20 protein-coding genes are annotated in these 22,249 nt (G+C 71.0%); 6 read left to right on the top strand and 14 right to left on the bottom strand.

Annotated features, from left to right (window positions below; translation table 11 throughout):
* Window positions 1-3: 3 nt before the first annotated feature.
* Window positions 4-984: a L,D-transpeptidase gene (locus ABT004_RS13520; protein ID WP_351335332.1), complete on the bottom strand. Its 981-nt coding sequence runs from the start codon at window positions 982-984 to the stop codon at window positions 4-6.
* Between the two features lie 252 nt (window positions 985-1,236).
* On the opposite strand from ABT004_RS13520, the gene ABT004_RS13515 reads away from it, so the two are divergent.
* A complete protein-coding gene (locus ABT004_RS13515) occupies window positions 1,237-1,791 on the top strand; it encodes a glycoside hydrolase family 25 protein (protein ID WP_351335454.1) in 555 nt (184 codons plus the stop codon).
* Window positions 1,792-1,813: 22 nt separating this feature from the next.
* On the opposite strand, the gene ABT004_RS13510 is transcribed toward ABT004_RS13515, so the two are convergent.
* Both ABT004_RS13510 and ABT004_RS13505 read right to left on the bottom strand, forming a co-directional pair.
* Window positions 1,814-2,524, bottom strand: a complete 711-nt coding sequence (locus ABT004_RS13510) for an NADPH-dependent F420 reductase (RefSeq protein ID WP_351335329.1) — start codon at window positions 2,522-2,524, stop codon at window positions 1,814-1,816.
* An 86-nt stretch (window positions 2,525-2,610) separates the two neighbouring features.
* Window positions 2,611-3,300: a FadR/GntR family transcriptional regulator gene (locus tag ABT004_RS13505; protein ID WP_351335326.1), complete on the bottom strand. Its 690-nt coding sequence runs from the start codon at window positions 3,298-3,300 to the stop codon at window positions 2,611-2,613.
* Between the two features lie 189 nt (window positions 3,301-3,489).
* On the opposite strand from ABT004_RS13505, the gene leuA reads away from it, so the two are divergent.
* Window positions 3,490-5,184: a 2-isopropylmalate synthase gene (leuA, locus tag ABT004_RS13500; RefSeq protein ID WP_351335324.1), complete on the top strand. Its 1,695-nt coding sequence runs from the start codon at window positions 3,490-3,492 to the stop codon at window positions 5,182-5,184.
* Window positions 5,185-5,233: 49 nt separating this feature from the next.
* Here the strand turns inward: leuA and ABT004_RS13495 are convergent, their stop codons facing one another.
* The 5 genes from ABT004_RS13495 to ABT004_RS13475 form a co-directional block, all read right to left on the bottom strand.
* Window positions 5,234-5,446, bottom strand: coding sequence for an EF-hand domain-containing protein (locus tag ABT004_RS13495; RefSeq protein WP_351335321.1), 213 nt, complete (start codon window positions 5,444-5,446; stop codon window positions 5,234-5,236).
* A gap of 46 nt (window positions 5,447-5,492) precedes the next feature.
* Entirely contained in the window at window positions 5,493-6,407 is a 915-nt protein-coding gene (locus tag ABT004_RS13490; RefSeq protein ID WP_351335318.1) for a helix-turn-helix domain-containing protein, read from the bottom strand.
* 105 nt (window positions 6,408-6,512) lie between these two features.
* Window positions 6,513-7,016, bottom strand: a complete 504-nt coding sequence (locus tag ABT004_RS13485; protein WP_351335315.1) for an ATP-binding protein — start codon at window positions 7,014-7,016, stop codon at window positions 6,513-6,515.
* 272 nt (window positions 7,017-7,288) lie between these two features.
* Window positions 7,289-8,056: an enoyl-CoA hydratase/isomerase family protein gene (locus tag ABT004_RS13480; protein WP_351335312.1), complete on the bottom strand. Its 768-nt coding sequence runs from the start codon at window positions 8,054-8,056 to the stop codon at window positions 7,289-7,291.
* A gap of 109 nt (window positions 8,057-8,165) precedes the next feature.
* Window positions 8,166-9,356: a L,D-transpeptidase gene (locus tag ABT004_RS13475; protein ID WP_351335310.1), complete on the bottom strand. Its 1,191-nt coding sequence runs from the start codon at window positions 9,354-9,356 to the stop codon at window positions 8,166-8,168.
* Between the two features lie 300 nt (window positions 9,357-9,656).
* Here ABT004_RS13475 and glgX point away from each other — a divergent pair, with 300 nt between their 5' ends.
* Window positions 9,657-11,921 carry a glycogen debranching protein GlgX gene (glgX, locus tag ABT004_RS13470; protein WP_351335307.1) on the top strand — a complete coding sequence of 755 codons (2,265 nt, stop codon included), beginning with the start codon at window positions 9,657-9,659 and terminating at the stop codon, window positions 11,919-11,921.
* Here glgX and ABT004_RS13465 read toward each other — a convergent pair.
* Both ABT004_RS13465 and ABT004_RS13460 read right to left on the bottom strand, forming a co-directional pair.
* The gene (locus ABT004_RS13465; RefSeq protein WP_351335304.1) at window positions 11,911-12,348 is read right to left on the bottom strand and encodes a VOC family protein; all 438 of its coding nucleotides are present in this window, start codon (window positions 12,346-12,348) and stop codon (window positions 11,911-11,913) included. The genes glgX and ABT004_RS13465 overlap by 11 nt on opposite strands.
* The gene (locus ABT004_RS13460; RefSeq protein ID WP_351335302.1) at window positions 12,345-13,217 is read right to left on the bottom strand and encodes an AraC family transcriptional regulator; all 873 of its coding nucleotides are present in this window, start codon (window positions 13,215-13,217) and stop codon (window positions 12,345-12,347) included. Before ABT004_RS13460 ends, ABT004_RS13465 begins: the two co-directional genes overlap by 4 nt.
* A 135-nt stretch (window positions 13,218-13,352) precedes the next feature.
* On the opposite strand from ABT004_RS13460, the gene ABT004_RS13455 reads away from it, so the two are divergent.
* Window positions 13,353-14,462 carry an HAD family hydrolase gene (locus ABT004_RS13455; protein WP_351335299.1) on the top strand — a complete coding sequence of 370 codons (1,110 nt, stop codon included), beginning with the start codon at window positions 13,353-13,355 and terminating at the stop codon, window positions 14,460-14,462.
* A 3-nt stretch (window positions 14,463-14,465) separates the two neighbouring features.
* Here ABT004_RS13455 and ABT004_RS13450 read toward each other — a convergent pair whose 3' ends face one another.
* From ABT004_RS13450 to ABT004_RS13435, 4 genes are read right to left on the bottom strand one after another with little or no spacing between them, the layout of a single operon-like run.
* Window positions 14,466-15,119 carry a response regulator gene (locus tag ABT004_RS13450; protein WP_351335296.1) on the bottom strand — a complete coding sequence of 218 codons (654 nt, stop codon included), beginning with the start codon at window positions 15,117-15,119 and terminating at the stop codon, window positions 14,466-14,468.
* Window positions 15,109-16,503, bottom strand: coding sequence for a sensor histidine kinase (locus ABT004_RS13445; RefSeq protein ID WP_351335294.1), 1,395 nt, complete (start codon window positions 16,501-16,503; stop codon window positions 15,109-15,111). Before ABT004_RS13445 ends, ABT004_RS13450 begins: the two co-directional genes overlap by 11 nt.
* Window positions 16,504-16,517: 14 nt before the next feature.
* On the bottom strand, window positions 16,518-17,303 hold the full coding sequence (locus tag ABT004_RS13440) for an ABC transporter permease (RefSeq protein WP_351335291.1): 786 nt from the start codon (window positions 17,301-17,303) through the stop codon (window positions 16,518-16,520).
* The gene (locus ABT004_RS13435) at window positions 17,300-18,220 is read right to left on the bottom strand and encodes an ABC transporter ATP-binding protein (protein WP_351335288.1); all 921 of its coding nucleotides are present in this window, start codon (window positions 18,218-18,220) and stop codon (window positions 17,300-17,302) included. Before ABT004_RS13435 ends, ABT004_RS13440 begins: the two co-directional genes overlap by 4 nt.
* 157 nt (window positions 18,221-18,377) lie before the next feature.
* On the opposite strand from ABT004_RS13435, the gene ABT004_RS13430 reads away from it, so the two are divergent.
* Both ABT004_RS13430 and ABT004_RS13425 read left to right on the top strand, forming a co-directional pair.
* Window positions 18,378-20,246: an ABC transporter ATP-binding protein gene (locus tag ABT004_RS13430; protein ID WP_351335285.1), complete on the top strand. Its 1,869-nt coding sequence runs from the start codon at window positions 18,378-18,380 to the stop codon at window positions 20,244-20,246.
* Window positions 20,243-22,138, top strand: a complete 1,896-nt coding sequence (locus tag ABT004_RS13425; RefSeq protein WP_351335283.1) for an ABC transporter ATP-binding protein — start codon at window positions 20,243-20,245, stop codon at window positions 22,136-22,138. The genes ABT004_RS13430 and ABT004_RS13425 overlap by 4 nt, the downstream gene beginning before the upstream one ends.
* Window positions 22,139-22,249: the final 111 nt, after the last annotated feature.

Here is a 22,249-nt window from a genome sequence, read left to right as displayed (position 1 = left end):
TCGCTACAGGGTGGCGGACTTCCCCGCGCCCGACGCGCTCCCCGCGAGCCAGTCGTCCCAGCTCAGGTTGAAGGCCGCGTAGCCGTTGTCGGCGGGGGCCTTGGCGCGCGGTGAACCGGTGATGGTGACCGGGTCGCCCTGCTTCACCTGGTCGTAGAACCACTTGGCGTCGGACATCGACAGGTGGACGCAGCCGTGCGAGCCGCGGGCGCTGCCGCTGCCCGGGTTCGGGTCGCCGGTCGAGTAGTGGACGTACGTGCCGGACTGGGTGAGGTGGACGTCCCAGGGCAGCGTCAGGTCGTAATAGTTCGGGCTGCCCTTGTCGCAGCTGATGCCGACGCTGCAGGAGGTCATGTGGACCTTCTTCTGCTTGTCGATGACGGCCATCGTGCCGTTCCAGGTCGGGTACTCGGCGCTGCCCGCGTTGATCGACAGCGTGCGTACCGCCTTGCCGTTCTTCGTGACCTTCAGGGTGTGACCGGGGACGGAGACATCGGCACGCACGTCGTCCCCGACCGTGAACGTGTGGGTGTAACCGTGCACGCCGTAACGGCCGTTGCCGTTGCTGACGCCCTTCATGTCGGCGTCGACCTTCACCTTCGTACCGGAGGGCCAGTACGTCTTGGGGCGCCAGTCGGCGCGCTTGTCGCCGAACCAGTGCCAGGCGCCATCGACCGGCTGCGACGTGCTCACCTTCATGTGCTTCTCGACGGCTCCCCGCGCTTTCGCCGCCACCGGGTTGGTGAAGACCACCGAGACCGGCATGGCGACGCCGACCTTGGTGCCGGTCTGCGGAGTGATCGTATCCAGGAGCATCGGCGGGCCCTTGGGCTTCGCCGGTGACGGTTTGGCGCTCGCACTCGCCTTCCCCGACGGCTCCCCGCCCGCCTTGTCCGTGCCGCCACCGCCACAGGCGCTCGCGCCCACCAGCACCGCGACCGTCGCCAGCGCGACTCCTATGCCACTGCCCCTGCGCCGTTCCACCGACCTGCCCCACTCTCCGAGTCCGCCCTGCACAGCACGCCCCGAACGGGGCTCAGCTCCCTGTCAGACAGTCGCCGGGCCTCCGTCAGTTGCGTCCGCGCACGTAAAGCGAGTTCCAAGACTTTGGATGTCCGAAACGTCCGACTCTGTACGGTGACCGGCAGATCACTCTGCGCAAAGGGGGCCTCACGGCGGGCCGGATCAGGGACGATGAAGGTTCGACCTCGTCGCCCCACCGACCTGGAGGCCCGCATGATCCGTGGCATCGACGTCAGCTCGCACCAGTCCACGTTCGACACGGACGGCCTGTCGTTCGTCTTCATCAAGGCGACGGAGGGCCGTAGTTACGTCAACCCGCGCCTGGCCGCCCAGACGAAGCGGGCCCGCGACGCGCGCTGCGTCGTCGGCTTCTACCACTTCCTGTGGCCGGGGAACATCACGGCGCAGGCCGAGTACTTCGTGAGCAAGGCCCCCGAAAAGGTGGGGGACTTGCTGGCGGCGGACTGGGAGACGACCGGCGAGGGCACGCACGCGAGCAACGCGGAGAAGGACAAGTTCATCCGCGAGGTGAAGCGGCTGCGGCCCAATCATCGTGTCCTGTTGTACTCGAACAGGAATTTCTGGCTGAACATCGACACGACGTCCTACGCCGGCGACGGCCTCTGGATCGCCGACTACGTCAGCGCCGGCAAGCCCCGCATCAAGGCGGACTGGGCCATCCACCAGTACACGGACAGCCCACTCGACAAGAACGTCGCCGACTTCGACAGCAAGGACGCCCTGCACGAGTGGGCGGGCGGCGTCTGACGGGAGTTGACGCCCGCGACGGTCAGGCGCGCCACTCCGCCGCACGCTCCGGGGACGCCGCGTCCAGCGCCTTGCGCACCGCCGCCGCGTCGGACGCGAGGCCGTAGACCGGGGTGCCGGGCTGCTGGCGCCAGGATTCGTCCTGGCCGCCGGCGTCCACGGTGTCGAAGCCGATCTCGTCGAGGAGCGCCGCGACGACCTGCTTCGCGGCCGCGTCGTCGCTCGCGACGGGCAGGGAGACGCGCCGCGGGTCGCCGGACGGGCGGGGCTTGTCGAGGATGTCGTGGGCGTAGGTGCCGTTGAACGCCTTGACCACCTGGTGACCGAGTTGGCGCTCCGTCCAGCGGCTCTCGGTCAGTCCCTCGTCCTCGATTCCGGCGATCTTCCCGTCGCGCTGCTGCGGGTAATAGTTGCCGGTGTCGATGACGGCGACCTCGGAGGCCGCCGTGTCCAGGAGCCCCTTGGGCAGGTTCGGCACGGCCTTGAGCGGAATGGTGACGACCACGACCTTCGCGTCGCGGACCGCGTCCTCGATGGTGGCGGGGGTGGCACCGGTCTCCTCCGCGAGGGCGGTGAGGGTCTGGGGGCCGCGCGAGTTCGCCACGTGGACGTCGTGGCCGACGGCGGTGAGGCGCCGGGTGAGGTTTCCGCCGATGTTGCCCGCGCCGATGATGCCGATCTTCATGTCGAGCCTTGCCCTTCGGGATCGGGAGGTTTCGCGAGAAGCATGCACGTGCACAGGATGTGAACCGGGAGGACACACCCACTATTCCGATCCCCGGGTCGACCTCACCCTCACCCGTCGGCCCGTGACTCCCATTACCCCAACTTTCCCTGAATCGCCGCCAGTTCGTCCCGCGCCGCTCGCCCCGCCGCCTCGGCGTCCCCCGCCGCCACCGCCTCTACGAGCCCCGCGTGCGCCGCGTCGCCGTGGTCCTGTTCGGCTCCTCGTACGTCGACCAGGGCGAGGAGGTCGATCAGGGCCTGGCGCAGGGCCGGGGCGAACTCGGCGAAGAGGTCGGTGAGGACCGGGTTGCGGGCGGCCGCGACGATCGTGGCGTGCAGGGCGATGTCGGCGTCGACGAACGTGTCACCGGGACCACCCGCCGCTGCCCTGCGCGCGGCGAGCGCCGACCGCATCGCCGCGACATCCTCGTCCGTGCGTCGTTCGGCCGCCAGGCGCGCGGCCTGGATCTCCAGGAGCGTACGGACTTCGTAGACGTCGGCGACCGCCGCTCGGCGCAGGCGTGTCGGCCAGTCCTCGACCGGGCGCAGCGCCGTCACGAACACGCCCGCACCCTGCTTCGGCCGCAGCATCCCCTGGCCTGTGAGCGCGCGCACCGCCTCGCGGACCGTGGACCGGCCCACGCCGAGCTCCTTGGCGAGGGTGGTCTCGCCGGGCAGACGGGTGCCGATGGGCCAGTCGCCGTCGGCGATCTGTGCGCGGAGGCGCTCCGCGGCCTGTTCGACGAGGGGGCTGGGGCGGAGGGGGCCGGCCGGCGACGACACGGGATCACCAACTTGTCTGAGGTGTACTTGTCTGAGGACCTGAGGTGTGGCTAGTGTACTGGGCATGTTCCGCGGACTCCTTCTTCTCGGCTGCCGCGGCGGGGCCTGACGCGACCGGCACCCCGCCGCGGGGTGCCGTGCTGCCGGTCGGCCACCGCCACGACCGCACCGAGGAAGGCCTCAGCCGCCATGTACCGCTGGAATCCGCAGACCCCAGGCCCGATGCCGTACCACCGTTACCGGCCGCACCACGAGCGGGTCGCCAACGTCCCTCTCGCCGACCGGAGTTGGCCGTCGAAGGAGATCGCCGCGGCGCCGCTGTGGGTGCCCGTCGATCTGCGGGACGGGAATCAGGCGCTCGCCGAGCCGATGGACACCGCCCGCAAGCACCGCTTCTTCGATCTGCTGGTCGGGATGGGCTTCAAGGAGATCGAGGTCGGCTACCCGTCGGCCAGCCGGACGGACTTCGACTTCGTGCGGCACATCGCCACCGAGGTCGAGCTGCCCGACGACGTCACCCCCGTCGTGTTCACCCCGGCCAAGCCGGATCTGATCGAGCGGACCTTCGCATCCATCGAGGGGCTGCCGCGCGCCGTAGTGCATCTGTACATCCCCACCTCCCCCACCTGGCGCGACGTCGTCCTCGGCATGACACGCGCCGAGATCCGGCGGACCGTACGCGAGGCCGCCGCCCACATGGCCCGCCTCGCCGACGCCCGCCCCGACGCGCACATCCGCTTCCAGTTCGCCCCGGAGACCTTCAACCTCACCGAGCCGGACTTCGCACTGGAGGTCTGCAACGGGCTGACCGAACTGTGGGACGCGAGTCCCGAGCGCCCGGTCACCCACAATCTGCCGACGACTGTCGAGATCTCGACGCCGAACGTGTACGCAGACCAGATCGAGTACATGCACCGGCACCTGTCCCGCCGCGAGTCCGTCATCCTCTCCGTGCACCCGCACAACGACCGCGGCACCGGCGTCGCCTGCGCCGAACTCGCCGTCCTGGCAGGTGCGCAGCGCGTGGAGGGCTGTCTGTTCGGCAACGGCGAGCGGACGGGGAACGTCGACCTCGTCACGCTCGCCATGAATCTGTACGCGCAGGGCGTCGACCCGATGATCGACTTCTCGGACATCGACGCGGTGCGCGAGACGGTCGAGTTCTGCAACCGGTTGCCGGTGCATCCACGGCATCCGTACGGCGGCGAACTCGTCTACACGGCCTTCTCCGGCACCCACCAGGACGCCATCTCCAAGGGTTTCGCGCATCGCGCCGCACATCCGGACGAGCCGTGGGACGTGCCGTACCTGCCGATCGACCCGGCCGATGTGGGACGTACGTACGAGGCCGTGATCCGCGTCAACTCGCAGTCGGGGAAGGGCGGGATGGCGTATCTGCTGAAGGAGCACCACGGCGTCGACCTGCCGCGGGCGCTGCGGCCCGAGTACGCGCGGCTCGTGCAGGAGGCCACCGACGACAGCGGCCGTGAGGCGACATCGGGCGAGCTGTACGCCCTGTTCCGCGCGGCGTATCTGGATGTCCCCGGCCCCGTGGCGCTCGCCGACGGCTGGTCGGTGCGGCAGGACGGCGCCGTGCACCACTTCGCGTGCACCCTCGAAGTCGACGGTCAGGTAAGGGAGTTGGAGGGCAAGGGCAACGGGCCGCTGGCGGCTTTCGCGGACGCGCTCGCGGCGGCAGGACGGGACGTGGACGTCCTGGATTTCGGCCAGCACGCGCTGGCGGCGGGCCGGGACGCCGAGACCGTCGCGTTCGCGCGACTCCGTGTGGACGGGGCGCCGGTGTGGGGCGCGGGCCGCGACACGTCCGTGCTGGCCGCTTCCGTACGGGCGGTGCTGTCGGCGGTGAACAGGGCCGGGGCGTGAGACACCGGTGGGGCGTGCGCCGTGCGCATGCCCCACCGGATCCGGATGCCTACTTGTTCAGGTTGGCCCAGAACTCGTCGAAGGACAGGACCTTGTCGCCGTTGGCGTCCTGTCGGGAGATGAGGGCCTCGGCCACGGAGTCCGTGACGTTGAAGTCGCCCATCTGCGCCATGGCGCTCTTGTACTCGGCCGCCGTGATGAAGCCGTCGCCGTCCGCGTCGAACCGCTCGAACGCCTTGCGTGCTTCCTCGATGTCCGCCACCGGGCCACCCCTCGATTTTCGTACTGTCGTGTTGACGGGGGTCAGATTACTTGGCGGTCCGCGCCCGCAGTGCGGCGAGTACCCAGGCGAACTCCTCGCGGTGCGGGTGCTCGGGGGCGCCGCCCTTCAGGACGCCGAGCAGTTCGCGGTAGCGGGCCACCTTGTCGTTCATCGTGGCGAGCAGCCGGTCGAGGACTGCGGAGCGGTCGGCGTCGCCGAGCAGGTCCTGGAGCACCTGCTCGGCGGCGGGCGACGCGGGGTCGGTGCCGTTGCGCACCGCGTCGCCCGCGAGTGCGACCAGCTTGCTCAGGAAATGCATGGAGGCGCCGGCCGCGGACTCGGGGGTGCGGTCCGCCGCGTTGTACTCGGTGGCCTGCCGCATGCGCGCCTTGAACGCCGGGTCCTGCAGCAGCTCGGCCAGCTCCACCCACGCGTCGACCTGCTCGGGCGTCGGGTCGTCCGGCAGACCGGCGCTCATCGCCCGCATCCGTTCCTGGACCGCCGGGTCGACGGTGTCCAGGCCGTGCAGCATCTCCTCGGCGAACTCGTCCATGATCCGCTTGCGCTCGGCGGCGGACTGTCGTGCCAGTTTGTTCATCAGGGCCATCTCCTCGGCGCTCGAGTTCCGTTTCGCGACCGTCGACAGCACCGCCCGGTTGAGCCGCAGCACCTGGATCTGCGCGTCGAGCGCCGTCACGTGCGCGGCGGCGACGGACGCGATGTCCCGCTCCCCGGAGAGGATCTTCCGTACGTCGTCCAGGCCGAGGCCCAGCTCGCGCAGGGTGCGGATCAGCTCCAGGCGGGCGACGGACTCGGCGTCGTAGAGCCGGTAGCCGCCCTCGCTGCGGGTCACGGGGTGCAGGACGCCCTCGTCGGACCAGAACCGGATGGTGCGCACCGTGAGGCCGGTGCGGCAGGCCAGCTGTCCGATCGTGAGCAGCTGTGGGCCGTCGTCGATCATGTCGAGGAGTCTGGGCCTTCCAGTGGGTGGAGACTCAAGCCGTCCGAGACTCAAGTCGTCTGAGACTCAAGCCACCCGGGACTCGAGCCACCCAGCGTACGAAGGTCAGCGGTCGGCGACGCGCATTTCGAACCAGGTCGTCTTGCCGCGCGGCAGCAGGTCGACGCCCCAGCGGTCGGAGAGCTTGTCGACGAGGAAGAGGCCGCGGCCCGAGATGTCCATCGCCTGCACCGGCATCAGGCAGGGCAGTCCGCGGGACGGGTCGCGAACCTCGACGCGGATCCAGCCGCGGCGGCGCAGCATGCGCAGGCCGAAGTGGCGGGCCCCGGTGTGCCGCACCGCGTTGCCGACCAGCTCGGAGACGAGCAGGACGCCGTCCTCGGTCATCTTCGGGGAGAGACCCCAGTGGCGCAGGACGACGACCTGCGTGAGCCGCCTCGCGGTCGCGGCCGACTCGGGGCGCGACGGCAGCGACACCTCCGCCTCGGCCGGGTTCCCGAACAACTCCAGTGCCCTCAGGGCGTGTTCGTCCTCGACCGCGGGAGACCAGCGCGCCGCGGTCGCACTTGCGTGCCGCCGCGGTTGTTCCACACCCTCAAGCCCCGCCATGCCTCCATGATGGGGCCATGGCGGCCCCCGCGGGGTCGTTCCGACGGAATAGGCCCCCCGGAACGCTTCGTTCCGGAGGGCCGTTCAGTCATATGCCGTTGGCAGTACAGGGCTGTTCGCACCCCGCGTGAGCTGCGACAACCCACCGTACGTACGCTGCCGTTGATCGTCTTCGGCCGAATTCGCTTAAGGTTCTCTTAAGGCTCGGATAATGCTCCCCGAACGAGCGAACTGATCAACTCGGCTTGCCCGCACGGCACTTGGGGGCGGCGTCAGGCGAACTTCGCCTTCCCGGGGCCCTCCTCCACGAAGCTGCGCATCCCGGTCTCCCGGTCCTCCGTGGCGAACAGGCCTGCGAACCAGTTGCGTTCGATGGCCAGGCCCGTGTCCAGGTCCGCCTCCAGGCCCGTGTCGATCGACTCCTTCGCCGCCCGCAGTGCGATCGCGGGGCCCTTGGCGAGCTGCCCGGCCCAGGCGTTCGCGGCGTCGAAGACCTCGGCCGCGGGGACCACCCGGTCGACGAGCCCGAGGGTGAGCGCCTCCTCCGCCTTCACCTGGCGGCCCGTGAAGATCAGGTCCTTGGCCTTGGACGGGCCGACGAGGCGGGACAGGCGCTGGGTGCCGCCCGCGCCGGGGATCAGGCCGAGCAGGATCTCGGGCTGCCCGAACTTCGCGTTGTCGGCGGCGATGCGGAAGTCGGCGCACAGGGCCAGTTCGCAGCCGCCGCCCAGTGCGTAGCCGGTGACGGCGGCGACGACCGGCTTCGGGATGCGGGCGACCGCGGTGAACGCGTCCTGGAGGCCGCGGGAGCGCGCGACCATCGCCGCGTGGTCCATGTCGCGCATCTCCTTGATGTCCGCGCCGGCCGCGAACACCTTTTCGCTGCCGCGGAGGACCACGGCCCGGATGTCGGTGCGGGTCGTGGCCTCTTCGGCGAGTTGCTTGATGCGGTCCTGGGTGGCTACGTCCAGGGCGTTCATCGGGGGGCGGTCCAGGCGGATGGTGCCCACGCCGGCGGCTACTTCGAGGTGAACGGTCATGCGGCGCAGCGTACCCAGTTGATCGTTGCGGGCCACCGTCCACCAAGCCTCTCCGGCGTTTGAGGAGCGGGGTCCGGGGCAGAGCCCCGAACGGCAACCACGGTGCTGGTCACTTCTTCCAGTCCGCCCAGGACATGTTCCAGCCGTTCAGGCCGTTCGCCGAGTCGACCGTCTTGTCGTGGGAGTTCTTGACCACGACCACGTCACCCGTCATCGACTCGTTGAAGAACCAGGCCGCCGGGACCTTCTTGTCGTAGCCGCCGCGGACGTCGCGCAGCCCGATGCAGCCGTGGCTGGAGTTGACGTTGCCGAAGGTGCCGCCGCCCCAGTAGTTGCCGTGGATGAACGTGCCGGAGTCGGTCAGACGCTGGGCGTGCGGGACGTCCTTGATGTCGTACTCGCCGCCGTAGCCGACCGTCTCGCCGTTCATGCGGGTCACGCGCAGGCTCTCGCTGATGACCATCTTGCCGTTCCACGTCTCGTAGCCCGGCTTGCCCGTGGTGACCGGGATCTTCTTGATGGTCTTGCCGTCGCGCTCGACCGTCATCGTGTGCGTCTTGGCGTCGACCGTGGAGATCTGGCTGCGGCCGACGGTGAACTTCACCGTCTTGGCCTGCTTGCCGTAGACGCCGGGGCGGCCCTCGACGCCGTCGAGGTTCATCTTGACGGTGACCTTCGTGCCGCTCGCCCAGTACTCCTCGGGCCGGAAGTCGATGCGGTCGTTGCCGAACCAGTGGCCCTCGACGGGGACATCGGGCTCGGCCTTGACCGAAATCGCCTTCTCGACGTCCTCGGGGTGGGTGATGCCGCGCGAGAAGCGGATCGAGAACGGCATGCCGACGCCGACCTTCGAGCCGTCCTCCGGGGTGAACGTGCCGATGAACGTGTTCTTCGGCGTGAGCGTGGTGAACGTGGAGTCCTTGGCGGCCTCGCGGCCCGCCTTGTCCTTGGCGATCGCGTGCACCTTGTACTCGGTCGACGCGGCGAGGTGCCGCGCCGGGGTCCAGCTCCGGCCGCCGCCGGTGATCGCGCCCTGCACCTCGTTGCCCTTGGTGTCGGCGACCTTCACCTCGGTCAGCTTCCCCTTGTCCGCGGTGACCTTCAGGGCCCCGCTGGTCGCGACCCCGTCCGCGCCGTTCTTCGGCTTCACCTTCAGCACGGCCTGCGACTCCTTGTGAGCCGCGGCCGCCTTGCCGGAACTCCCCTTGTCGTCGCCGGAGCCCCCGCCGCCACCGCAAGCGGTGACAAGGAAGAGTGCCGCCCCCAGCAGAACCGTGGATATCGGTCGTCGCCCGTTCAAAATTCTTCTCCCCTCGCACGGCCTTGCCCCAAGGCCCGCACTACCGCGCCTTCGCGCGCACGCATTGCGAAAGGTAACCACACGACCTGGGGAAACGGATCCCCAGGGATGTCACCGTTCCGTCCCAACAGTGGGGAGGATGCCCCGGTTTCGGCCAGCACGTAACCCCTCCCGATCCGCCGGGGAAACGTGAGTGCGAGCGAAGCTCTGGGCAGAACAGGGAGAGGAAGCAGGGGGAGCGCGGCCGGGACGCCGCACGCCCCGCTGCCCAGGAGCCGTGGAGCCGCGGGAGGCCGTCAGGTGTCGAGCGCACCCGAGCAGGAGGCAGTTCAGAGCGCGCCGCGCGCGGGCAACGGCAGAGCGCTGCCGGCCCCGCTCCCCGGCCGCGAACGGGAGCGCGTGTCCCCACTGGAGCCGGTGTGGCCGGGCACGCCCGTGCCGCTCGGCGCCCGCTTCCGGGTCGGGCCGGACGGGGTCGCGGGCACCAACTTCGCCCTGTGGGCGGGTGGCGCCGACTCCGTCGAGCTGTGCCTGTTCGACGAGGAGGGACGTGAACGCCGGGCCGCGCTCACCGAGTTGACGCACGAGATCTGGCACGGCTTCGTACCGGGAGTGCTTCCGGGGCAGCGCTACGGGTTCCGGGTGCACGGCCGCTGGGACCCGTGGACGGGTGCCCGCTGGAACCCGGCGAAGCTGCTCCTCGACCCGTACGCACGGGCGGTGGACGGCGAGTTCGGCCTGCCGCCCGAGGTCTACGGGCACGTACGGGACTGGCCCGAACAGCACGTCGCCGACACGGTGCGCGACGACCGGGACTCGGCGCCGTACGTACCGAAGGGCGTGGTCGTGCACGACGACGCGTCCGGCGACGAGTGGGTGGACGACCGGCGGCCGAAGACGCCCTGGGCGGACTCGGTGATCTACGAGCTGCACATGCGCGGCTTCACCCGTCAACACCCGGGTATTCCGGAGGAGTTGAGGGGTACGTATGCGGGGCTCGCGCACCCGGCGGCGATCGAACATCTGGTGCGGCTGGGCGTGACGGCGGTGGAGCTGCTGCCGGTGCACCAGTTCGCGCACGAGGACCATCTGCTGCGGCGGGGGATGAGGAACTACTGGGGCTACAACTCCATCGGCTATTTCGCCCCGCACGCGGGATACGCGGCGTCCGGCACGGCCGGGCAGCAGGTCGGCGAGTTCAAGCGGATGGTGCGGGCGCTGCACGACGCGGGGATCGAGGTAATCCTCGACGTCGTCTACAACCACACGGCGGAGGCGGGCGAGCTGGGCCCGATGCTGTCCCTGAAGGGCATCGACAACCGCGGCTACTACCGCCTCCAGGACGACGCGCGCCGCTACGCCGACTACACGGGCTGCGGCAACACGCTGCACGTGGTGCAGCCGCAGGTGCTCAGGCTGATCACGGACTCGCTCAGGTACTGGGTCACGGAGATGGGGGTCGACGGGTTCAGGTTCGATCTCGCCGCGGCGCTCGCCCGCTCCATGCACGACGTCGACATGCTCTCCCCGTTCCTCGCGGTCATCGCGCAGGACCCGGTGCTGCGCCGGGTGAAGCTGATCGCGGAGCCGTGGGACGTGGGCTCGGGCGGCTACCAGGTCGGCTCCTTCCCGCCGCTGTGGACGGAGTGGAACGACCGCTACCGCGACGCCGTGCGCGACTTCTGGCGCGGCGCGCTGCCCGACGTACGGGACCTCGGGTACCGGCTCTCCGGTTCGAGCGACCTGTACGCGTGGGGCGGGCGCCGGCCGTACGCCTCGGTCAACTTCGTCACCGCCCACGACGGCCTCACGCTGCGCGACCTCGTCTCGTACGAACGCAAGCACAACGAGGCGAACGGGGAGGGCAACCGGGACGGCACGCACGACAACCGGTCCTGGAACTGCGGCGTCGAGGGCGAGACCGACGACGAGGGCGTACGGGCCCTGCGCAGACGGCAGTTGCGGAACCTCTTGACGACGCTGCTGCTGTCGACCGGAGTGCCGATGCTGGTGGCGGGCGACGAGTTCGGGCGCACGCAGCGCGGCAACAACAACGCGTACTGCCAGGACAACGAGATCAGCTGGCTGGACTGGTCCCTCCTCGACGACCCCGGCTGCCGTGAGCTGTTCGCGCTCACCGCACGGCTCGTCGCGCTGCGGCACGCGCACCCCGTGCTGCGGCGCCGCGCCTTCTTCTCCGGCCGCGCGCACTCGGTGGACGGGCTGCGGGACCTGGCGTGGTTCACCTCGCGCGGCACCGAGATGACGGAGGGCGACTGGTACGCGCCCGCCGGCACGGTCGGCATGTATCTGTCGGGGCGCGACATCCCCGGCCGCGACGCGCGTGGCGAGCCGGTGCGCGACGACAGCTTCCTTGCGATCCTGCACGCGGGCGACCGGGCCGAGAGCTTCGTGCTGCCGGGCGAGCCCTGGGCCCGTTCGTACGAGGTGGTGGTGGACACCGGCGAGGAGGAACAGGGCGTGGCGCCGGCCGTGCCGCACGAGGCCGGCGCCACGATCACGGTGGAGGCGAGGACCGTGCTGCTCCTGAAGGTCAGGCCGTAGGCCTGGGCTCGCCCGCGTACGTGCCGAAGGACCACATGTTGCCCTCGGGGTCGGTGATCGCGAACTCGCGGCTGCCGTACGGCTGGTCCTCGATCTCGCGGAGGATCTTGACGCCCGCGTCGACGAGGCGGGCGTACAGCTCGTCGACCCGGGTGGTCACGACGTAGCCGCCGAAGCTGCCCGGCTTGACGCACCAGGTGCCGGGCTCGGCGTCCGGCTTGTGGGAGCCGAGCATGATCCCGCCGCCCTCGGGCCAGTCGAGCTGGGCGTGGGCGACGCGGTCGCCGTCCTCGTAGACGGCGGTGCGCAGGAAGCCGACGGTGTCGACGAGGAAGTCGATGAGCGCGGGCGCGTCGTTCGCCTGGAGAGTGGGCCAGACGGCGGGCTCGCGGGAGGGCTTGGGCTGGGTGCTCTGTGTGGTGTTCATGGCTCCGAGTCTTCGCCGTTGTGGTGTCCCCCGGCTTGGATGTTCCGGCACTCCTCGGCGAGCCAGCCGGTCGGGCTCAGGCCCGTGTACTGGCGGAAGTCGCGGACCAGGTGCGAGTGGTCGCAGTAGCCGTGCTCGGCGGCGACGCGGGACAGGTCCGGCGGGGCGCCCGCCGCCACCGCGCGGACGACGGCCGCCTTCGCGTGCTGGAAGCGCATCAGGCGGGCGGCCTGCTTGGGGCTCAGGCCCGTCTCGGCGCGGAACAGGGTGGTGAGGCGGCGTTCGCTGAGGGCGACGTGCGCGGCGAGCCCCTTCAGCGTGCCCGCGCCGCGGTGCCGGGCGAGCCACGTCCACGCCTCGGCGACCTCGGGGCGTACGCCGGCCAGCGGGTCGTCGGCCGTCCGCGTCGCCACGTAGTCGGCGACGAGGTCGAACCGAGCCCGCCAGTCGTCGAGCCCGGCCAGCTCCTCCCGTACGAGGGCCGCCGTCCGGCCGAGCACGTCCGTGCCCTCGATCGCGACGGGCCCGGCGAGCTCGGCGGCCGGCGCCCCGAGCAGCGCGCGGGCCGCGAGGGGGTGCACCGCGAGCTGGATGCCGGCCTCGGACCCGGACTGGGCGATGAACTCGGGGTGCTGGTGCAGCCCGCCCACGACGATGTCCGTGCGGACCGCGTCGGGGCCCATGGCCTCCTCGGGGGTGTGGCCGCCGACGACCGGCTCGTCGAGGGTGAAGATCACCGTGAGGTACGGGGAGGGCAGGCCGCGGTGGAGCGCGGGAGGCAGGCCTCGCGTGCGGTAGCCGACCGCCGAGACGATCGGGCCGCCGGGCCGTGGCGTCGCGCGCACGAACTCCTGGGAGCCGGTGCTCATGACGTCCAGTATGCGACGCGGCACGGACTCGTGCCGGACGCCTGGCGGCTACCCGCACCCGCCGCGTACATGCCGTTCACGGACGGTGATTCCGATCATGGGGATTCCGGGCCCGTGCCCCTAGGCTGACGCGCCGTGACCTTTGTGAACGCAGACTCCCTGCGCAAGAAGCCCCTCCTGCTCGCCACGGCGGGCGCCGTCCTCGCCGCCGCCCTCACCGCGACCGTCACCCTGTGGCCGGGGACCGAGGCGACCGCGGCCCCATCCGGTGACGCACGCGCCGTGGCCGCCGAACTGAAGCACTGGCCGAGACCGCAGGCCAAGCAGCTCGCCCGGGTGATCGCGGCGCACGAGCACCAGGGCGCGTACGCCACCTTCGACGCGGACAACACGACGTACCGCAACGACCTGGAGGAGTCGCTGCTGCCCTTCATGGAGATGAAGGGCGTCCTGACGCGGGACACCATGGACCCGTCGCTGAAGGTGATCCCCTTCAAGGACACGGCGACGCACAAGGAGACCCTGACCGAGTACTACAACCGGCTGTGCGAGATCGACGACCAGGTCTCCTACCCGTGGGCCGCGCAGATCTTCTCCGGGTTCACGCTCAAGCAACTCAAGGTGTACGTCGACGAGTTGCTGGCGTACAAGGGCGAGCTGCCGGGCGGCGCGGAGCCGCCGGTGTTCTCCGACGGCATGCGGGAGCTGTACCACGCGTTGCGCTCGCACGGCATCGAGGTGTACGTGGTGAGCGCCGCGAGCGAGGACCTCGTACGCATGGTGCTCGGCGACCCGAAGTACGGCTACGACGTGAAGCCCGAGAACGTGCTCGGTGTCGCCGCCCTGCTCAAGGACCGCAAGACGGGTGATGTCACCAGCTCCCGCAAGGAGATCGCCGCGGGGAACTTCGACCAAAAGGCCCTGGCGAACTGGGAGTTGACGCCGACGCTGTGGGCTCCGGCCACCTGGTACGAGGGCAAGCCCGCCGCCATCAGTACGTACATCGACGCCTGGAAGAAGCCGATCCTCGCGGCCGGGGACACACCCAAGAGCGACGGCCCGATGCTGCTGCGGTCGGTGGACGTGGCGCACGGGGGCGTCCGGGTCTGGGTCAACCGCAAGGACAGCTACATGAAGGAGCTGAACGGGATGAAGGCGGACGGGGTGAAGCGGCAGAAGGAACTCGGGCAGAAGGCCACCGCCGACAAGCGGTGGGTGACTGTGACGCCGGACCAGATCGGCTGAGCCTCAGCCGAGAATCTTGCGGTCGTACGCCACCGCGACCGCCGCCGCCCGGTCCTTCACGCCCAACTTGCCGTAGATGTGCGTGAGATGGGTCTTCACCGTCGCCTCGCTGATGAACAGCTCGCGCGCGATCTCCCGGTTCGACGTGCCGCGCGCGACCAGGACGAGCACCTCGCGCTCGCGGCCCGAGAGCGTCTCGTCGGCGGGCGCCGCGGGCGTCCGTACGGCGGTGACCAGGCGGGACGCCACCGCGGGCGACAGGACCGTGCGGCCCTCGGCGGCGGCCCGTACCGCCGTGAAGAGTTCCTCGCGCGGGGCGTCCTTGAGCAGATAGCCGGTGGCGCCCGCCTCGATCGCGGGCAGCGTGTCGGAGTCCGTGTCGTACGTGGTGAGGACCAGGACGCGGGCCCGTACGCCGCGCGCGGCCAGCTCCCGGATCGCGTCGACGCCGCCGCCGCCCGGCATCCGCAGGTCCATGAGGACGACGTCCGGGTCGAGGGCCTCGGCGCGGGCGACCGCCTCCACCCCGTTGGCCGCCTCGCCGAGCACCGTGAAACCGGTCGTCGACTCGAACATGCCGCGCAGGCCGTCCCGTACGACGGGGTGGTCGTCGACGATCAGCAGACTGATGGCGGCAGGTGCGGAGTCACTGGTCATGGCGGACCAACGGTACGTGAGCGGAGATCGCGGTGCCGCCGCCTTCCTCCGACTCGACGGTGACGCCGCCCGCTAGCCGCTCGGCGCGGGCCCGCATCCCGTCGAGGCCGAAGCCGCCGCCGCCGGAGCGGGCCGGCACGGCGAGGGGGTCGAAGCCGCGGCCGTCGTCGCGCACGTCGAGGGTGACCTCGCCCGCCATGAAGGACAGGGTGACGCCGACGCGGGTGGCGGCCGCGTGCCGGGCCGCGTTGGACAGCGCCTCCTCGGCGATCCGCAGCAGGCTCGCCTCGATCTCGTCGTGCAGCGGCTCGGCGGTGCCGGTGAGGGTGAAGTCGGCGCGCACGCCGGTACGGGCGGACCAGTCCCCGACGGTCTTCTTCAGTGCCTCGGCGAGCGTCGCGTCGTCCAGGGCGGCGGGCGCCAGGTTGTGCACGGAGCGGCGGGCCTCGCCGAGGCTGTGCCGGGCGAGGTCCGCGGCCCGGTCGAGGTGCTCGCGGGCCAGGCCCCGGTCGTCCGTGTTCGCGACGACCTGGAGCTGGGCGATGATCCCGGTCAGGCCCTGGGCGATGGTGTCGTGGATCTCGGCGGCGAGCCGGCGGCGCTCGTCGGAGACGCCGGCCTCGCGGGCCTGGACGAGGAGCTGGGTGTGCAGCGCGGCGTTCTCGTCGAGCGCGTCATGGAGCGCCCTGTTGGTGCGCTCCAGCTCCGCGATGGTGGCGACCTGGGCGAGGGAGCGCTCGCCCTCCTTCGTGTCCAGGTGGACCATGGCCGCGACCAGGCCCAGGTTGACCGCGAGGAGCGCGCCGAACAGGGCCCACTGAGCCGTGTTCTGCGGGGGCAGGCCACCCGCCTGCGATCCGGCGAGGATCACCGCGGACGCGGCCAGGCCCGGTTTGACCAGCCGGGGCAGCAGGAACCGGCCGGCGCCGAAGTAGCCGACGGCGGCGTAGAACGCGTACAGCGGGTTGAGCCACGTGAGGCAGAAGGCGAGTGCCCAGCGCAGCCAGTAGTAGACGCTGCCCGTCACCGAAGGGGCCCTGCGGGCGAGGCCGATACGGAGGGCGACGGCTTCCAGGACGGCGGCGGCCGCGACGAACCCCGCCATCGTCCACCAGTCCGCACGGTCCAGGCCGAAGGCGCCGTTCGTCGGCACCGCCATCACGGTGCCGACGGCGAGCAGGGTGTACGGCGACCACCGGTGGAAGGAACGCCAGCGCTGCTCGACGTCGGCGCTGCCGGGGTCGAGCCGTGCCAGGTCGTCGTCGGGCCCGGCGCCCGCCCCGTACCCTCCGGCGGGCCGACCGCCGCCCCGCCCGTCACCGCCGCGCTCGACGCCCGGCTTCACCTGGTCCCGCTCGTCCATGTCCTCAGTCTGCGCGACCACAGCGGCCTCCCCGGTCATTCCCAGCGGAACCAGCGCGCGGCCACGCCGGTCAGGCCCACGGCCCAGACGGCGAGCACCAGGAGGTGCGACCAGGCCGGCCAGTCGCCCGCCGCGGCCTGGTTCAGGGCCTGCGCCGCGGCGCCGAACGGCGTCAGCTCGACGATGTGGGCCAGGGTGTCCGGCATCGCCTGCACCGGCAGCCAGACACCCGCGCAGAACATCGCGGGGAAGAAGACGACCGAGCCGATCGCGTTGGAGATCTTCGTCGTACGGGCCCGGGACGCGATCAGCGCGCCGAGGGCGAGGGAGACGACGACGGAGAGGAGGAGCGCGAGCAGATAGCCGGCGATCTGTTGGGGCAGCGCCACGTCGAAGGCGATCCGGCCGACGGCGAGACAGACCGCGACCGAGACGAGGACGGCCACGCCGTGGATGCCCATCTGTGCGCCGAGGACGGCCGTCGGCCGCACCGGCGTGGTCGACATGCGGCGCAGGATGCCGCGCTCGCGGTACCCGGTGATGATCGGCGGCATCGACTGGATGCCACCCGCGATCATGCCGAGCAGCACGGTGACGGGGACGTACGCGTCGACGAGCCTGATGCCGCCGAGCCCCGCGTCGGCCTCCCGGAAGGACGGGATGGAGCCGAGGATCACGAGCAGGGCGACGGGGAACAGCAGGATCCCGATCAGGCTGCCGGCCTCGCGCCGAAAGAGCGTGAACTCGGCCTTGAGAACGGCCCGGTCGACGGACGACCGGCCGACGGGGGCGGCAGTGGTGGGCGCGGTGACGGTGGTCATGACTGGCCGGCTCCCGTGAGGTCGAGGAACGCGTCGTCCAACGTGGCGTCGGAGACCCGGAGTTGACGGGCGGTGATGTGCTGCCGGGCGAGCAGCGTGAGGAGGGCGGTGACCGTGTCGTCGGTGCCGGTGAGAGTCACCCGGCCGTCCTTGTGGTCCACGGCGGTGACCGCGGGGAGCCCGGCGAGCGCGTGCCCGTCGAGCGGCGCGGACGGGGTGAACGAGATGACGGTCGACCCGGCGGCCCGGCTGATCAGGCCCGCCGGGGTGTCGAGCGCGGCGACCCGCCCCTGGTCGATCACGGCGATCCGGTCGCAGAGCCGCTGCGCCTCCTCCATGAAGTGCGTGACGAGGAGGACGGTGACGCCGCTGTCGCGCACCTCCTCGATGAGCTCCCAGGTGTCGCGGCGCGAACGCGGGTCGAGCCCGGTGGTCAGCTCGTCGAGGACGACGACGCGGGGGTTGCCGACGAGGGCGAGCGCGATGAACAGGCGCTGCTTCTGGCCGCCACTGAGCTTCGCGAAGCGGGTGCCGAGCTTGTCGGTCAGGCGGAGCCGGTCGGCGAGCGGCCGCCAGTCGAGGGGCGCGGGATAGAAGGCGGAGTACAGCTCCAGCGCCTCCTTCACGGTCAGCTTCGGCTGGATCTCGCTCTCCTGGAGCTGCGCGCCGAGGATCCCGGTGACCTGCGCGTGATCGCGTACGGGGTCGAGCCCGGCGACCCGGATGTGCCCCTCGTCGGCCGCGCGCAGCCCCTCGACGCATTCGACGGTGGTGGTCTTGCCCGCGCCGTTCGGCCCGAGGATCCCGAAGATCTCGCCCTCGCCGACGGTGAAGGACACCCCGTCGACGACGGCCCGCCCGGCGTACGTCTTGCGCAGCCCGGCGACCTCGATGAGCGGTGCTGTGGTGGTGGTCATGGCATCAAGCGTCGCCGCGCGGGCCCTGCCGGGGCATCGGCCATCGCGCTCGAGCACGCATCAACCGATCGGTTGATGGGCGGTACGACTCGGGACCGTCGGCGGGCGACCGAAACTCACTGGGCGTTGTCAGTGGCAATCCGTAGGCTCGCCCATGATGCCGACGACTACACGTGCCACCACAGAAGCGACCGGTCAACTCTCCGCTGTGCGGACGCTGTTGCGGCTGTGGCCGTACGTGCGTCCGGTGCGCGCGCGGTGGGCGGGCGCGGCGCTCGTGGCGGTACTCGCGTCGTGCCTGGCGCTGGTCTTCCCGCTGGTCCTGAAGTGGATCGTGGACGGTCCGGTGACCGAGCGCGACCCGGGCGGGGTGTGGCTGGGCGCCGGGATGCTGCTCGCGCTCGGCATCGTGGAGGCGCTCCTGTTCGGGCTGCGCAGATGGCTGGTGGCGCGGCCCCTCGCGGGGGTGGAGGCGGCGCTGCGGGCCGATCTGTACCGGCATCTTCAGCGGCTCCCGGTCTCCTTCCACGACCGGTGGGCCTCCGGCCAGTTGCTGTCGCGCGGCACGACGGACCTGATGGTGCTGCGGATGTTCCTCGCCTTCCCGCTGACGTTCCTGATCGTCAACGGGGTGACGATCCTGGCCGGTCTCACCGTGCTCATCGTCCAGGACTGGGGGCTCGGCCTCGTCCTGCTCGCCCCGGCCGTCCCACTGATCGCGTTCTGCTACAAGTTCGAGGACGGATACGCGCAGGCCTCCCGCCTCGCCCAGGACCAGGTCGGCGATCTGACGACGGTCGTCGAGGAGTCCGTCCTCGGCATCCGCGTCATCAAGGGCTTCGGCCGGCACCGCAGCCAGGCCCGCGCCTTCCGGGACCTGGCGGGCAAGGTGCGCGGCACGGAGCTGCTCAAGGCCCGGCTGCTCGCCGGGATCCTCACGGTGATCACGCTGCTGCCCGAGGTGGCGCTCGGGGCGGCGCTGGTGATCGGCACGATCCAGGTCTCCGACGGCTCGCTGTCGGCGGGCACGCTCGTCGCCTTCCTCTCCACGGCGCTCGCGCTGCGTTGGCCCATCGAGTCCATCGGCTTCCTCCTCGCGATGAGCCAGGAGGCGGCGACGGCGACGCGCCGGTACTTCGAGGTGATGGACGCGGATCCGGAGGATCCGGCGTCGCCCCATCAAGCCCCTGCGGCGCTTGAGCAGCGGGGTCCGGGGCAGAGCCCCGCGCCCGCAACCCCGCCGCAGCACACAGGCGACGGCCTGCGATTCGAAAACGTCACCTTCCGCTACCCGGACGCCACCGAGGACTCCACCCCCACCCTCACCCACATCGACCTCCACATCCGCTCCGGCGAAACCTTGGCCCTCGTCGGCAAGACGGGCTGCGGCAAAACCACCCTCACCGCCCTCGTCCCCCGCCTCTACGACGCGACAGCGGGCCGCATCACGCTCGACGGCCGCGACATCACCACGATGCCCCGCCCCGAGCTCCGCGAACTGGTGTCCGTGGCGTTCGAGGAGCCCACCCTGTTCTCCGCCTCGGTCGCCGACAACGTCCTGATGGGCGCCCCCGAGGCCACGGGGCCGGAGCAGCTGGAGCAGGCGCTCGACGTCGCACAGGCCGGGTTCACGCACCACCTCCCCGACGGCCTCGACACGGAGGTGGGTGAGCAGGGCCTGAGCCTGTCCGGCGGCCAGCGCCAGCGCCTCGCCCTGGCCCGCTCCGTCGTGGGCACGCCCCGCTTCCTGATCCTCGACGACCCGCTGTCCGCGCTCGACGTGCACACGGAGGCCGCGGTGGAGGCGGCGCTGCGCCGGGTCCTCGCCGGCAGCACGGCGCTCGTGGTCGCGCACCGGCCGTCCACGGTGCTGCTCGCGGACCGCGTGGCGCTGCTGTCCGAGGGCCGGATCACGGCGGTGGGCACCCACCACGAACTGCTGCGCACGAACGCCGAGTACAGACACCTGATGTCGGGCGAACACGCCGGGGGGACGGACGCGGAGACGGAGACGGAGCGCGTATGACGACGACCGCGAAGCCGAACGACAAGACAGCCGCACAAGGCGATCCGCACCACCCTGACCAAGCCGAAGACGCCGAGGACACCCGGCTCCCCTCCCCCGGCGACCTCTTCGACCGGGACGACCTGCCGACACCCGAGGGCGCGACGGGCAGCCTGCTCCGCTCGCTGCTCGCGCCCCACCGCCGCATGGTCGCCCTCACCGTCCTCGCCCTGCTCCTGCAACAGGCCGCCGTACAGTCGGGGCCGCTGATCGTCGCGTACGCCATCGACAGCGCGGTGCCCGCGTTCCGGGCGCACGACTACGGGCCGCTGATCACGGTCGGCGCGGGCTTCCTGCTGTGCGCGGTCGGCTCGGCCGCCTTCGTGTACGCGTACGTCCGGCTCTCGGCCCGCGTCAGCCAGAACGTGCTGGTCGACCTGCGCGGCCGGATCTTCCGGCACGCGCAGGCGCTGAGCGTGGACTTCCACGACCGGTACACGTCGGGCCGGGTCATCTCACGCGCCACGACAGACGTCGAGGCACTGCGCGAACTGCTCAGCGAAGGGCTCCAGGAACTGGTCAACGTCGTCGTCGGATCGATCTACATCACGGCGATGCTGCTCTGGCTCGACCTCGGCATCGGCTCGGTCGCCGCCCTGTCCTTCGCGCCGCTCTACGTCCTGATCACGCTGTACCGGCGGCGGGCGGCGCGGGCGTACGCGGAGCGCTCATCGGCGATCGCCGCGGTCATCGTGAAGTTCGTCGAGACGATGAACGGGATCCGGCCGGTACGCGCCTTCCGCCGCGAACGCGCGAACGACGAGCACTTCGCGAGGCTCAACCGCCGGCACGAGCGGTCCAACGGCACGGCGATGCTGGAGATGGCGCGGTACGTGATCGGTTCCCGGCTCCTCGCGAACACGGCGGTGGCGGGCATGGTGCTGTGGGGCGCGTACCGCGTGGCGGGTGGCACGCTCGAACTCGGCGTCCTCGCGGCCGCGGTGCTCTACATCCGCCGCCTGTACGACCCGATCGACCGCCTGGCGATGTTCCTCAACGCGTACGAAAGCGCGGCCGCGTCGCTCAAGAAGATCGCGGGCCTGCTGGTGCAGGTCCCCTCGGTACCGGAATCGGCCACGCCGCGCCCGCTGCCCGAGCCGACGGGCGAACAACCGGGCCGCGAGGTCGAGTTCCGGTCGGTCTCCTTCGGCTACCGCACGGGCGGCGAGGTCCTCCCCCGCTTCGACCTGACGCTGCCGGCCGGCCGGACGGTGGCGGTGGTCGGCTCGACGGGGGCGGGAAAATCAACCCTGGCCAAGCTCCTGGCCCGCTTCTACGACCCGTCGCACGGCCAGGTCCTCCTCGACGGCGTGGACCTGCGCGAGCTGTCCAACGCGGAGCTGCGGCGCGGGGTGGTGATGGTGACCCAGGAGGCGTTCCTGTTCTCCGGGACGGTCGCGGAGAACATCGCGATCGGCCGCCCCGAAGCGACCCGCGAAGAGATCGAACAGGCCGCGAAGGCCATCGGCGCCCACGACTTCATCGCGGCGCTCCCCGACGGCTACGACACGGACGTCCGTAAGCGCGGCGGCCGGATCTCGGCGGGCCAGCGGCAGCTGGTGGCCTTCGCCCGTGCCCTCCTCGCGGACCCGGCGGTCCTGATCCTCGACGAGGCGACCAGCTCGCTCGACATCCCCGGCGAGCGGGCGGTGCAGCGCGCCATGCGCACGGTCCTGCGCGGCCGTACGGCCGTCGTGATCGCCCATCGCCTGTCGACGGTGGAAATCGCGGACAGGGTGCTGGTCATGGAGGCGGGCGAGGTGATCGAGGACGGCCCACCCTCGAAACTCATCGCCGGAACCGGCACATTCGCCGACCTCCACCGAGCGTGGCGCGACAGCGTAGTCGGCTGACGCGGCACCGGCGTTACGGCCACGGGGCTCCGCCCCGGACCCCGCGCCTCAAACGCCGGCGGGGCTGAAAAGATCGCCTCAGTCGCCGGCGGGGCTTGATAGATCAAGCCC

Origin of the sequence: Streptomyces sp. NPDC002790 (genome assembly GCF_040295505.1) — a bacterium.
In the GTDB taxonomy this organism is placed as follows: Bacteria; Actinomycetota; Actinomycetes; order Streptomycetales; family Streptomycetaceae; genus Streptomyces.
This window is presented reverse-complemented; position numbering and strand designations above follow the sequence as displayed.

What these genes read in the sequence shown, in the direction of transcription:
- ABT004_RS13515 (WP_351335454.1), top strand. Translation starts at nt 1,237, where the DNA reads ATGATCCGTGGCATCGACGTCAGCTCGCACCAGTCCACGTTCGACACG.
- leuA (WP_351335324.1), top strand. Translation starts at nt 3,490, where the DNA reads ATGTACCGCTGGAATCCGCAGACCCCAGGCCCGATGCCGTACCACCGT.
- ABT004_RS13490 (WP_351335318.1), bottom strand. Translation starts at nt 6,407, where the DNA reads ATGATCGACGACGGCCCACAGCTGCTCACGATCGGACAGCTGGCCTGC.
- ABT004_RS13485 (WP_351335315.1), bottom strand. Translation starts at nt 7,016, where the DNA reads ATGGCGGGGCTTGAGGGTGTGGAACAACCGCGGCGGCACGCAAGTGCG.
- ABT004_RS13480 (WP_351335312.1), bottom strand. Translation starts at nt 8,056, where the DNA reads ATGACCGTTCACCTCGAAGTAGCCGCCGGCGTGGGCACCATCCGCCTG.
- ABT004_RS13465 (WP_351335304.1), bottom strand. Translation starts at nt 12,348, where the DNA reads ATGAACACCACACAGAGCACCCAGCCCAAGCCCTCCCGCGAGCCCGCC.
- ABT004_RS13460 (WP_351335302.1), bottom strand. Translation starts at nt 13,217, where the DNA reads ATGAGCACCGGCTCCCAGGAGTTCGTGCGCGCGACGCCACGGCCCGGC.
- ABT004_RS13450 (WP_351335296.1), bottom strand. Translation starts at nt 15,119, where the DNA reads ATGACCAGTGACTCCGCACCTGCCGCCATCAGTCTGCTGATCGTCGAC.
- ABT004_RS13440 (WP_351335291.1), bottom strand. Translation starts at nt 17,303, where the DNA reads ATGACCACCGTCACCGCGCCCACCACTGCCGCCCCCGTCGGCCGGTCG.
- ABT004_RS13435 (WP_351335288.1), bottom strand. Translation starts at nt 18,220, where the DNA reads ATGACCACCACCACAGCACCGCTCATCGAGGTCGCCGGGCTGCGCAAG.
- ABT004_RS13430 (WP_351335285.1), top strand. Translation starts at nt 18,378, where the DNA reads ATGCCGACGACTACACGTGCCACCACAGAAGCGACCGGTCAACTCTCC.
- ABT004_RS13425 (WP_351335283.1), top strand. Translation starts at nt 20,243, where the DNA reads ATGACGACGACCGCGAAGCCGAACGACAAGACAGCCGCACAAGGCGAT.